This is a genomic window from Alkaliphilus pronyensis (genome assembly GCF_009017275.1).
GTDB classification, from domain to species: domain Bacteria; phylum Bacillota; class Clostridia; order Peptostreptococcales; family Natronincolaceae; genus Alkaliphilus_C; species Alkaliphilus_C pronyensis.
This window is the reverse complement of the sequence record NZ_WBZC01000074.1, coordinates 1-12,991: the sequence shown is the minus strand read 5'-3', so window position 1 is coordinate 12,991 and position 12,991 is coordinate 1. Positions and strand designations below refer to the sequence as shown.

10 protein-coding genes and 1 pseudogene are annotated in these 12,991 nt (G+C 36.0%); all 11 read right to left on the bottom strand.

Features of this window, described 5'->3' with window-relative positions; translation table 11 throughout:
- Window positions 1-145: 145 nt before the first annotated feature.
- Entirely contained in the window at window positions 146-1,681 is a 1,536-nt protein-coding gene (gpmI, locus tag F8154_RS14225) for a 2,3-bisphosphoglycerate-independent phosphoglycerate mutase (protein WP_192930320.1), read from the bottom strand.
- Window positions 1,682-1,695: 14 nt separating this feature from the next.
- Window positions 1,696-2,442, bottom strand: coding sequence for a triose-phosphate isomerase (tpiA, locus tag F8154_RS14220; RefSeq protein WP_151862283.1), 747 nt, complete (start codon window positions 2,440-2,442; stop codon window positions 1,696-1,698).
- Between the two features lie 12 nt (window positions 2,443-2,454).
- Window positions 2,455-3,648, bottom strand: a complete 1,194-nt coding sequence (locus F8154_RS14215) for a phosphoglycerate kinase (protein ID WP_151862282.1) — start codon at window positions 3,646-3,648, stop codon at window positions 2,455-2,457.
- 115 nt (window positions 3,649-3,763) lie between these two features.
- Window positions 3,764-4,774: a type I glyceraldehyde-3-phosphate dehydrogenase gene (gene gap, locus F8154_RS14210; protein ID WP_151862281.1), complete on the bottom strand. Its 1,011-nt coding sequence runs from the start codon at window positions 4,772-4,774 to the stop codon at window positions 3,764-3,766.
- A gap of 34 nt (window positions 4,775-4,808) precedes the next feature.
- Complete coding sequence (locus tag F8154_RS14205) at window positions 4,809-5,831, bottom strand: sugar-binding transcriptional regulator (RefSeq protein WP_151862280.1); 1,023 nt, start codon at window positions 5,829-5,831, stop codon at window positions 4,809-4,811.
- 269 nt (window positions 5,832-6,100) lie between these two features.
- Window positions 6,101-7,471, bottom strand: coding sequence for an RNA polymerase factor sigma-54 (gene rpoN, locus F8154_RS14200; RefSeq protein WP_243141269.1), 1,371 nt, complete (start codon window positions 7,469-7,471; stop codon window positions 6,101-6,103).
- A 166-nt stretch (window positions 7,472-7,637) separates the two neighbouring features.
- Window positions 7,638-8,588 (bottom strand): ABC transporter permease, encoded by a 951-nt coding sequence (locus F8154_RS14195; protein WP_151862278.1) that lies wholly within the window; start codon window positions 8,586-8,588, stop codon window positions 7,638-7,640.
- Window positions 8,589-8,590: 2 nt separating this feature from the next.
- Window positions 8,591-9,658, bottom strand: a complete 1,068-nt coding sequence (locus tag F8154_RS14190) for an ABC transporter permease (protein ID WP_330577932.1) — start codon at window positions 9,656-9,658, stop codon at window positions 8,591-8,593.
- On the bottom strand, window positions 9,655-11,181 hold the full coding sequence (locus tag F8154_RS14185; RefSeq protein WP_151862285.1) for an ABC transporter ATP-binding protein: 1,527 nt from the start codon (window positions 11,179-11,181) through the stop codon (window positions 9,655-9,657). The genes F8154_RS14190 and F8154_RS14185 overlap by 4 nt, the downstream gene beginning before the upstream one ends.
- 72 nt (window positions 11,182-11,253) lie before the next feature.
- The gene (locus F8154_RS14180; protein ID WP_151862277.1) at window positions 11,254-12,345 is read right to left on the bottom strand and encodes a BMP family lipoprotein; all 1,092 of its coding nucleotides are present in this window, start codon (window positions 12,343-12,345) and stop codon (window positions 11,254-11,256) included.
- 388 nt (window positions 12,346-12,733) lie between these two features.
- Window positions 12,734-12,991 (bottom strand): annotated as a pseudogene (locus F8154_RS14175) (glycine/sarcosine/betaine reductase complex component C subunit alpha); the annotation flags it as partial.

The following is a 12,991-nucleotide window of genomic DNA, read 5'->3' as shown; positions in this document are numbered from 1 at the left end:
AACTCTTAACTCTTAATTCTTAATTCTTAACTCTTAATTCTTAACTCTTCACTTTTCACTTTTCACTTTTCACTTTTCACTTTTAACTTTTAACTTTTAACTTTTAACTTTTAACTTTTCACTTTTAACTTTTAACTTTCAATTTTTAACCATGTCTTCTAATCAAGCTTACTCCCGTCATTTCTTCTGGTTTTTCTAATCCTAACAGCTCTAATAGGGTTGGTGCAATATCGCATAGCTTACCATCCTCAGCTAGTTCTACATTATCACTGCCTACTAAAATTAAAGGTACAGGGTTAGTTGTATGGGCAGTCACTGGTGTTCCTGTTTCTTCGTCTATAAGTAATTCTGCATTACCATGGTCAGAGGTAACTATTGCTGTACCACCTTTAGCAATAATCTTATCTACAACTCTACCTAAGCAGGCATCAACAGCTTCTAATGCCTTCACAACAGCATCCATAACACCTGTATGCCCTACCATGTCAGGGTTTGCATAATTTAACACTATTAAATCATGCTTATCTTTATCTAGTTCTACTATTAAAGCATCTGTTACTTCCTTTGCACTCATTTCAGGCTGCAAGTCATAGGTTGCAACTTTAGGAGAAGGTATCATTTTTCTCTCTTCATTTAAATTGGGTTTTTCCACCCCTCCGTTAAAGAAATAAGTTACATGGGCATATTTTTCTGTTTCTGCAATTCTCAGCTGACTAAGTCCTTTATTACTTATGTATTCCCCTAAAGTATTCTTTAAGCTTTGAGGTGGATAAGCGACATTTACATTGTTAAAGGTTTTGTCATACTGGGTCATTGTAACAAAGCATAATGTAAAGTACCCTTTTTCTCTAATAAACCCTTCAAAGTCCACCTCGGTTAAAGCCCTGGTCATCTCTCTACCTCTATCAGGTCTAAAATTAAAAAATATTACTGAATCATTAGCTTGAACTTTTCCTGATTGTAAGGTAATTATTACTGTTGGTATTACAAATTCATCATTTTCCCCTTGCTGGTAGGCGATTTCAATAGCTTCTTGGGGCGAGTTAGCTTTACGTCCCTCTCCCAGCACTAAGGCATCGTAGGCCTGTTTTATACGTTCCCACCTTAAATCTCTATCCATAGCATAATATCTTCCACTTATAGTAGCTATAAATCCTATTCCAATCTCTTCTATTTTTTCTTCAAGCTCTTGAATATATTCTAAGGCACTTTGGGGTGGTGTATCTCTACCATCTAAGAAGCAGTGGATAGCAACATCCTTTAAGCCTTCTGATTCAGCCAGCTTTAACAGGGCAACTAGGTGATTTATATGACTATGGACACCACCATCAGAAACAAGACCCATTAAATGGAGCTTTTGATTATTCTCTTTTGCAGCCTTTACTGCCTTTAGCAATTGAGGGTTTTTGTAGAATTCCCCTAACTCTATTTCTCTTGAAATTCTGGTAAGCTCTTGATATACTATTCTACCTGCTCCAATGTTAAGGTGTCCTACTTCAGAATTTCCCATTTGACCCTCGGGAAGTCCTACCGCCATTCCACTTGCTGAAATTTCTGTATGGGGATATTGGTTTAACAGCTTATTATAGATAGGTAAGCTGGCAGCCTTAATTCCATTGCCTAGCTTACCCTCACTAATTCCAAAGCCGTCTAAAATAATTAATGCAACTGGCTTTTTCATTATTATCTTCCTTTCTAGAAATTAACAATACCTAAAAACTGGTGGGCTTCAAGACTTGCTCCACCAACAAGTGCTCCATCTATATCTGATTCCTGCATAATCTCTGTTGCATTAGATGGCTTAACACTACCACCATACTGTATTCTTATTTCTTCTGAGATGTCATCATTATAGATTTCTTTTAAGACCTCTCTTATGTAGGAAATCACTGTATTAGCATCCTGTGAAGATGCGGTTTTTCCAGTGCCTATAGCCCAAACTGGCTCATAGGCAATTACTATTTTACTAGCATCTAAAGGTGACACATCTTTTAAAGCCAGCAGTGTTTGATTTTTTACTACATTAAATGTCTTATCAGCTTCCCTTTCTTCTAGGGTTTCACCTACACACAAAATTGGATTTAGTCCTTTTTCAAGGGCCTTTTTCACCTTTTTATTTACTGTTTCATCAGTTTCATGGAAATATTGTCTTCTTTCAGAGTGACCAATAATTACATATTCAACACCTATTTCCTTTAGCATTTCGGCAGATACTTCACCAGTAAATGCCCCCGTATCCTCCCAAAAGAGGTTTTGGGCACCTAGCTTTAATTTGCTGCCAGCTAAAGCTTTTTTCACCTCTGAAAGACATGTGTATGGGCAACATACAACAACTTCAACATCTGTTTTATTTACCTCATCTATTATACTATTAACTAGCGTTACTGCTTCATTTATTGTTTTATGCAGCTTCCAGTTACCAGCTATAATTGGCCTTCGCATTAAATCACTCCTCTATTTTCTATCTAATACATCTATTCCTGGTAATATTTTTCCTTCTAAAAATTCTAAGGATGCTCCTCCACCAGTAGAAATATGTCGAATTTTTTCTGCATAACCCAGCTGTTCCACAGCAGCTGCACTATCTCCACCGCCTACTATTGTAATACCTTCACAAAGAGAAAGTGCTTTAGCAATTTCCTTTGTGCCTACTGCAAAGGCCTCCATCTCAAATACTCCCATTGGACCATTCCAAACTATAGTTTTGGCATTTTTTATTTCTTTGCAATAGATACCTACCGTTCTTGGGCCTATATCAACACCTAACCAATCTTCAGGCATTTCGTGGTTTTCAACAGCTTTGTATTCTGAGTCTGGGGAAAACTCTTTAGCTACTATTGAGTCAACAGGCAGTAGCAGCTTTACCCCCTTTTCCTCAGCTTTTTTCAATAGCCTTAGAGCTAATTCCATTTTATCTGCCTCTAGTAGTGATTTGCCTATATCATGACCTTGCGCCTTTAAAAAGGTATAGGCCATTCCACCGCCAATTAATAATGTATTTACTTTATCTAGTAGATTTTCTATAACACCTATTTTATCAGACACCTTTGCTCCACCTAGAATTGCAACGAAAGGTCTTTCAGGGCTTTCTAAGGCATTACCCATAAATTCAAGCTCCTTTTCAATTAAAAAGCCCATTGCTGAAGGAAGAAAGCTTGAAATGCCAGCCGTAGAGCTATGGGCTCTATGTGAGGTTCCGAAGGCATCATTTACAAAAACATCTCCTAAAGATGCTAGCTCCTTAGAAAACTCCTCATCATTTTTTTCTTCTTCCCTTCTATATCTAACATTTTGAAGTAGCATTACCTCTCCTGGCTTTAGCTCAGCTGAAAGGTTTTTAGTTACATCACCCACCACATGAGGGTCATTAGAGAACTTAACCTCTTTTGACAGAAGCTCTGAAATTTTATTGGCTATTGGTGCTAGTGAGTACTTGGGGTTAGCCTCTCCCTTAGGTCTACCTAAGTGGGACATTAAAATTACTGATGCTTGGTTTTCAAGTAAGTATGTAATTGTAGGTATAGCACCACGAATTCTTCTATCATCTGTTATATTCCCTTCTTTATCCATTGGTACATTAAAATCACAACGTACAAGCACCTTTTTTCCTTGTACATTTAAATCTTTAACTGTTTTTCTATCTAGCATAAATATTTTACCCCTCCTACACATTAAAAGTTTTACCATAGATTAAACTGTTATCAAATTCCTTTAGTAAAAAAGTCCAGTCCCATAGATATAGTATAAAACTGGACATATGTTATTATAACCCTTTTGAAACAATATAAGAAACTAAATCAACAACTCTAACAGAATATCCCCACTCATTATCATACCACGCTACTAGCTTAGCTAGATTGTGACCAATTACTGCTGTTGATAGTCCATCAACTATAGAGGAATTAGGGTCTTGACGATAATCTGATGAAACTAGAGGCTCTTCTGAGTAATGTAAAATACCCTTTAACTCACCCTCAGCGGCTTCTTTTATGGTTTTATTTATTTCCTCTGCTGTTGTTCCTTTTTCCAGCTCAACAACAAGATCAACAACTGAAACAGTTGGTGTCGGCACCCTCATAGCCATGCCACTTAGCTTACCCTTCAATTGAGGTAATACTAAAGCTACAGCCTCTGCTGCTCCTGTAGTTGTAGGAATAATTGATTGAGCAGCTGCTCTTGCTCTTCTTAAATCACTGTGGGGTAAATCTAAAATCCTTTGATCGTTTGTGTAGGCATGTATAGTTGTCATTAAGCCTTTTTTGATACCAAATTTTTCATCAATTATCTTAGCAAATGGAGCAAGACAATTGGTGGTACATGAAGCGTTTGAAATTACATGATGATTTTGGGGATCATAGTCTTTTTCGTTAACTCCCATTACTATAGTTATGTCTTCTTTTTTTGCAGGTGCAGTTATAAGAACCTTTTTAGCCCCAGCTGTAATATGCTTAGAAGCCTTCTCCTTACTTCTAAAAACACCTGTGGCCTCAATTACAACATCTACCCCTAGTTCTGCCCAGGGTAGCTTCTCTGGGTCCTTTTCAGCTAGTATTTTGATTTCTTTTCCATTTACAACAATTGCACCTTCTTTTGCCTCAACGCTACCATTAAATTTTCCATACAAGCTATCATACTTCAGTAGGTGAGCAAGGGTTTTGGGATCAGTTAAATCATTAATTGCTACTATCTCCCAATTATTTGCCTCCTCTACGGCTACCTTTAATACAATTCTTCCAATCCTTCCAAATCCATTAATGGCTACTTTTACACTCATTTTAATACCCTCCTAAATTTTATATTTACTTAAATTAGTATTTCTCAAGAATCTCTCTGGTGGCTCCCTCATCAGTTACTAGAATCATATCCTTTTTAAGCTTTGAAACCGCCAGTATTGCTTCTGCTTTCCCTGTGCCTCCAGCAACACCAATTGCAGTTGGTATTTTTAAAAAATCATTAAACTGTATACCTATTGTCTGCATTTCATGAACAATTACACCTTCTCTATTAAAATAAAACCCAAATGCTTCGGCTACTGCTTTTGATTTTTCTAATTTATCTACTACCTCAACAGGTAATTCTCTTCGTTTTGCCATTTTATCGGCTCTTCCAATACCAAAAATCAATAGATTTACCTTTTTTATCATTTCAATTATTTTACTTATTTCTGGGTCCTCAATCATTTTTAATAGCAACTCTTCACTAAGAGTATCTGAGGCATGGAGCATTTGATAATTACCATTTAATTTGTTTGCTAGCTTAGCAGCTATTGTATTTGCTTGACTTTCAACCCTTTTACCTAAACCGCCACGGGCTGCAACTACAGTTATATTCTTGTCTTTACTTTGCTGATTTACACCGTCAGCCACTGCTGCCATAGTGTTTCCACCAGTGACACCAATAATGTCATTCTCCTTTACTATATCAGTAATAAGGTTTGATGTTGTCTTTGATATATCATTCATAACATAGTCATCAATATCGACATTTCCTGGTACTATTATAGCTTTTTTTATGTTTAGCTTATTACTTAGCTTTACTTCCAAATCCTTTATTCCTCTAACATCATATATATAATCCTTGAGTCCCTCTATAACTGATTCTCCTGCACTAGTTATTGTCATTCCTGAAGCATTGATAGTAATTAAACCCTGCCTACTAAAAAATTCTACTTCACCTCTTACTATACGCTCTCCAATATGTAGTCTATTTGATAAAGCACGTCTACCTATAGGCTGTAAAGTAGAAATATTTCTAAGTATTTCGTAGCGTTTTTCTAGCAATGTAAAGATTTCTGGAATTATTACCTTTTGAATTTCAATAATATCCTTCATTCTCACCATCCTTTTGGGTCTATATTAGTCCCTCTTAAACATATTATGTCCTTATGAATCAAAAAAAATAAACCTTTATTCAAGCTTATTATACAATAAGGCAAATTTAGATTCAATATTTTTTGGTTAAATAATGAAAATTTTGCTTTTCACTCATTACACAATACTTATTGAATTCTAGTTTTAATTTTTATTTTCATTTTTGGTTATGTTTTTAACTTTTAATTTTTAACTATGTTTTTTCTCATTACTCATTACTAAAAATTGAATCAATATCTTTTTCTTTTAGATGAAGCTGGAATTAGAAGATCATCTCTGTATTTTGCTACTGTTCTTCTTGAAATAGGCATACCCTTTGCTGTAAGGATATCTGCTATTTTACTATCACTTAATGGTTTTTTAGGGTTTTCCTTTTCAACAATATCTTTAATAAAGCTTTTTATGCTTTCAGAGGAAACCCCTTCACCATCTGAACCTTCTATGCCACTAGAAAAGAAATACTTTAATTCAAAGGTACCTACTGGTGTCTCTATATACTTACCAGAGGTTGCTCTACTAACAGTTGATTCATGAACCTCAATAATATCTGCAACTTCCTTTAAGGTCATAGGCTTTAAATGTTTTTTACCATTATCAAAAAAAGCTCTTTGCTTGTCAATAATAACTTCAATTACTTTATAAATAGTTTGTCTTCTCTGTTCAATGCTCTTTATTAGCCATGTAGCTGCATTTAACTTGTCATTAATGAATTTTACTGTCTCATTATTATCATTATTTGCCAATAATCTTCTATAGTCCTCCCTAATTATAAGTCTAGGGGAGTTATTATCATTAACTACAATATAATAATCATTATTTATTTTTTTAACAACTGCATCAGGTACAATATAGTTGTTATTTAAACTTGAAAAGTTTCTGCCCGGCTTAGGCTCTAGGGTTCTAATAAAATCACAAATTGATTGTACCTCTTCAACGGATATATCAAGCTTTTTCGCTACAATTGGATACCTATTAGCAGCAATATCTTCTAAATGCTTATCAATAATTTCATATACCTTACCACAGGAAATGCCTAGGAATTTTAACTGAATTATTAGACATTCCTTTAAATCTCTAGCCCCTATGCCTGGCGGTTCAAAGGTTTGTATTATACTTAGAATACCCTCTATTGTTTCTATATTTGCTTTGAATTTTTCTGCTACTTCTAATACAGGCAAAGTAAGGTAACCGTTTTCATCCAGGCTATTAATTAAATATTCACCAATTGCTCTATGACTTTGATTAAGAAACGTAAAATGAAGCTGATTTAACAGGTAATCTTGAAGAGAGGCTTTATCAGAAATGAAGTTTTCATAATTAAATTCATTATCTGCATTATAATGATGACCAGAGTACTCATAGTTCTTATCGTAATCATCTACATACTCCTTCCAGTCAACCTCCTTCTTTTGATAGTCTTGATTTTTCTCTGTTTCCTGTTGAGGCTCCTCATTTACATCTAGAAAAGGGTTTGTTTCCAATTGTGTCTGAATAAACTGGTCTAATTCAAAGGAAGTTAGCTGTAGAATTTTTATTGCCTGCTGCAGCTGTGGAGTCATAACAAGTTTTTGAGTTTGCTCAAGTTGTAAGCTGAAGCCCATTCTCATAATACCACCCTTTCCTATAGCTTTTGTATTAGTACTATTATACCATTGTTCTATAATTTAATAAAGTATCTATTGATAATTGCCGAATGTGGCATGAGAATTGCAACAAAAAGAGATTTCAATCAAATGAAATCTCTTAAGCATATATTTACATTTATCTTTATCTTTTTCCTTTTTCATAGGGCTCCCCTGCAGCCTTTGGAGCTTGAGAGGATTTTGAAAAGGCAACTAAGGCAATTAGTGTTACAACATAAGGGAATACCTTAAGTAATACCCCTGGTATTACCTGTAGCATAGGAATAACCGAGGATACGTTGGCTATGGTACTAGCTATACCAAAAAAAGCTGTTGCTCCAAGTATTCCCAATGGCTTCCACTGTCCAAATATCAGGGAAGCAAGTGCCAGGAAGCCTAGTCCAGCTACTGAACCAGTAAATTCTCCAGCAATGGTTACCAACAATATGCCTCCTCCTAAGCCTGAAAAAGCACCTGATATAATAACTGCTATATATCTAGTTTTATAAACATTAACACCAGCTGAATCGGCAGCATGTGGATGCTCTCCACAGGCCCTTAGCCTTAGTCCGTATGAGGTTTTGTATATTACAAACCATCCTATAAAAAGAATTACCAATACAAGCCAGGTTGTGGCATAGGTTCCTGTAAAGAAAAGCCTTCCTATAATGGGTATTTCAGATAAAACAGGAATGTTTCGTCTTATTAAACCCCTTACAATAGGAATATTACCACTTCCTGTTACATTCCTAGCAAGGAAAACCGTAAGGGCTCCAGCCATCATATTTATAGCTGTTCCACTTATTACCTGATTAGCATTTAAGTTTATGCTTGCAAAGGCATGTAATAGAGAGAATAATCCTCCTGCTAGGGCTGCTGCTAAAAGCCCTATCCATACAGCTATATCTATTGACATCGTAGGTTGTAGTGAATATATAACCATTGCTGCTGAGAAGGAACCAACCACCATTAAACCTTCTAGCCCAATATTTACAACCCCTGACCTTTCTGAAAACAGACCACCTAAAGCAGTAATTAAAAGAGGAATAGTAAATGCTATTGCATATGGAAATATTTGTGCTATTAGTGTCCACATAATCAATTACCCCTCCTTTTTTTCTTTAATCTGTCTAGGCCCTTTTCAATAAGAACACTGGTTGCTGCGAAGTAAATAATAGTTGCTATAATTGTATCTGCAATTTCTGGTGGTATGTTAGTCATGGCGTTCATAAATCCTTTTCCAGAGTACAAAAGCCCAAAAAATATTGCTGCCGCAAGTACACCTATGGGTGTGTTTGACCCAAGCAAGGATACTGCAATTCCGTCAAAGCCCTGGGGTGGAAGTATTCCAATTTGAATATTAGATGCATTACCAATGTAAAGGGCTGCTCCAGCCAAGCCAGCAAGGGCACCAGAAATCATCATTGCAAGAACTATATTCTTGTTAACACTTATTCCTGCATACTCTGCGGCGTATCTATTAAAGCCTACAGATTTTAGCTCATAGCCTAATACAGTTTTGTTTAGTATAAATGCTATTACAATAACACTAATAATTCCGATAAATAGGCCTAAATTTATATATGAGCCATCAAATAGGTTAGTGAGCCAATCCACCCTTAATGATGCTTCATGGGATATTTTTTTAGATTCTGTTTCTAAAAATGCTCCCTTTAAATAGGTTGGAACTGCGTAGTATATAACCCAGTAGGCTATCCAGTTCATCATTATGGAGGATACTACCTCATGAACATTAAATTTTGACTTTAATAGACCTGGTACAACTCCCCAAAGTGCTCCACCAATACCAGCAGCTATTACACTAATTAGTAATAGAATTGGCTTTGGGGCACTTAATGTAAGGGCAACTGCTGTAGCACAGAAGCCTCCAAATAGCATTTGTCCTGAGGCGCCTATATTAAATAGACCTGTCCTAAAGGCAAAGGCTACAGAAAGACCTGTAAGAATAAGGGGAGAGGCAGTAGCTAGTGTATTACCTAGTCTTTCAATATTCATGGTTCCTCCCCTTATAAGGTAGGTATAACCTTCAAAGGGATTATTGCCAGTAAATAGCATAAACAGTGCTCCTGCCAAAAGCCCAAAGACTACAGCTAATAGTGATACTATTAAACTTTTAGGAATTTTGTTCAAAATTGATAGCTTCAATCTGTATCCCCCCTCTTTATACCTGTCATCATTAACCCTACCTCATTTTCGTTGGTATCCTTAGCATTTACTATTCCGATTAGTTCACCATTATTAATTATTGCAATACGATCTGATAAGCTAAGGATTTCATCTAGCTCTAATGAGACTAATAGAATAGCTTTTCCATTGTTTCTTTGTTCAATAAGCCTTCTATGGATATATTCTATTGATCCAACATCTAAGCCTCTAGTAGGCTGTACGGCAATTAAAACATCTGGCTTTAGCTCTATCTCCCTACCTACGATTGCTTTTTGCTGATTTCCACCTGATAGGGACCTTGTAATTGAATCTACTCCTTGTCCTGCCCTAACGTCAAAATCTTCAACAATTTTTTCTGCATATTCTGAAATAGCCTTATGATTTAATAGACCTCTATCAGAAAAGGGTTTACGGTCATATATTTCTATAACCATGTTTTGTCCTACTGTATAGTCCAATACTAATCCTCTTTTTTGACGATCCTCTGGTATATGGGCAATTCCACTGTTAATCCTCTCTCTTATTGAAAGACTAGAAATTTCTTTACCGTTAAGTGTTATTTTTCCAGAGGTTATTGGCTTTAGGCCAGTTATAGCTTCAACAAGCTCAGATTGACCATTACCTTCAACCCCAGCTAAGCCCAGTATTTCTCCTTCCTTAATCTCAAACGAAAAGTTTTTTACAGCCATAACTCCTTCTCTACTGGATTTAACTGACAGGTTATCAACCTTTAATATAGCTTCTCCAGCCTTTTTTTCTGGTTTATCCACTGTAAATAAAACCTCACGACCTACCATCATTTCAGCCATTTGTGCCTTGGATGTTGACTCAACATCAACTGTTCCTATATATTTACCTCTTCTTATTACAGTGCAGCGGTCCGCCACTGCCTTTATTTCCTTTAGCTTATGGGTAATAAGAATTATAGATTTACCTTCCTTTATTAAATTCTTCATAATTTTAATTAAATCATCAATTTCTTGTGGAGTAAGAACAGCAGTAGGTTCATCAAAAATCAGTATGTCTGCATTTCTGTATAGCATTTTTAATATCTCGACCCTTTGCTGCATACCTACTGAGACATCTTCTATTTTAGCATTTGGTTCAACATTTAAACCGTATTGCTCTGAAATTTCCTTAACTCTTTTTGCTGCTGATTTAATGTCTATACTTAAACCTGCTTTAGGTTCCATTCCCAATATAATATTCTCTGTAACTGTAAAGTTGTGTACAAGTTTAAAATGTTGGTGAACCATTCCAATTCCAAGTTCATTGGCAACATTTGGGTTGGATATGCTTACATCCTTCCCATTTACCCGAATTTTACCACTATCAGCCTGATACAAACCAAACAAGATACTCATAAGAGTAGACTTACCAGCTCCATTTTCCCCTAATAGTGCATGTATTTCACCTTTTTTAAGCCTTAAAGTAATATTATCATTGGCTATTACCCCTGGGAATTCTTTTCTAATATCGAGCATTTCTACAACATACTCCATCATTAATCCCTCCTACTCTATAGAGACAAAAGAAAAAAGACGGGTTAGTCCGTCCTTTTTCTATAAAATTGTTTATTTTATTAAGTCACCTTGTTCAGCTGATACAGTGATATCTCCGGACTGAAGTTTGGAAAAGACATCACTTACTACTTCTTCAGTTTCTGAACTTAAGTTAGGATTTTCCTGTGGTATACCAACGCCATTGTTTTTAGCGTCAAAGTTTAATACTTCTCCACCTGGGAACTCGCCATTTATCTCAGCTTGAATCATATCATAAGCCGCTTGGTCGATTCTCTTCATGGCTGATGTAAGTATTACAGATTTTTGCTCTTCTGCATCTTCTTCTGTGTATATACCATCAGCATATTGGTCAACGTCTACCCCAACAATCCATACATTTTCGCCAGACTCTACTCTAGCTTTAGCTTCATTTATTGCTCCAACACCAACTCCACCTGCTGCACAGAATACAGCGTCTACTCCCTTATCAAACTGAGCTGCTACCAATTGCTGTCCTGCTGCTACGTTATCGAAGCTTCCTTGATAAACAAAGTTTTCAGCCTTCATTTCGATGTTGGTTCCATGATTTTCATTGGCATATTTTATACCCTGTTGGAAGCCCCAGTTAAACTTTTGAACTGGAGGTATTTCCATTCCACCAATAAAGCCAACTTCACCTTCTTGTAGCTCAACAGCTGTAGCAACCCCAGCTAAGAATCCTGACTCATGCTCTGCAAAGAAAATTGAAACCGTGTTTTCTCCAACAACTGCATTAAAATCTCCAGAATGTGGGCTTCCATCAATAAGTACGAACTTAGCATCCTCATACTTAGTTTGAGCTTGGAATATAGCTGTCTCAAACTTAAATCCAGGAGTAACTATAAATTTAATATCTGCATCATAAAGATTTCCAATTTCCTTTAAATAATCTGATTCTGTAGTTCCAGCAGGCTTAAGATACTTTGTTTCTACACCAAGCTCTTCTTCTGCTAGCTTTATACCTTCCCAAGTACCTTGATTAAATGATTTGTCATCAATTGTACCTGCATCAGTAACCATACCAACCTTTAAATCACTAGTTACTTCTGTCTCACCACCACAGCCTACTAATAAAGCAGTAATAAGCATTAGGCTTAGAAGAAGCACTGATACTTTTTTAAACATGTAAATTTCCTCCTCATAATAAATAATTTTCCCCCCAATAAAATAGGTACTCATATATATTCTAGTCTTTTTCGGAATTTCCTGCAATAAAACTATAATATTTTATTTTTGTTAAGATTTTATTAAGTTTTTTAACAAACATTTTGCAATAAGTAGGTTATGCTGTTAATTCTTAAAAAATCTAGGTTTATCTCAGCGGCGTTACTAACACTCCCGCTTCTTAAGCGGGAGATAAGTGCCGCCAAGCTTGAAAGTAAGCGGAGCTACAGTTCAGGTGGAGTTAAAACTCCATCTGAACTAAGTTTTCTTTATAAAAAGAAGTTAGCCGACCATATAGTCGGCTACATATTAATTTTTAATTGTGTTTTTTCTCATTACTCATTGCTTTCTAACAGCTGGCTTCACCTGCTACATATCCAGCCTCTGCCAATACCTTTATGGCTGCTTGGAGTCTTTCTTCGTTTACCATAACTATTGGTCCTGTACAGCCCATTCCGCTTTCTGCATATATTTCTTTTTTCCATAGCTCTTTTACTGCATCTTCTAGGTCCATTATATCTATTCCTGATATTGAGCCTGTTACTATCTCTTGTGGCGGTGGTGTTATTTCTTTTTCGTCTTCTGCTGCTGCTGCTTTTTTGGTGTC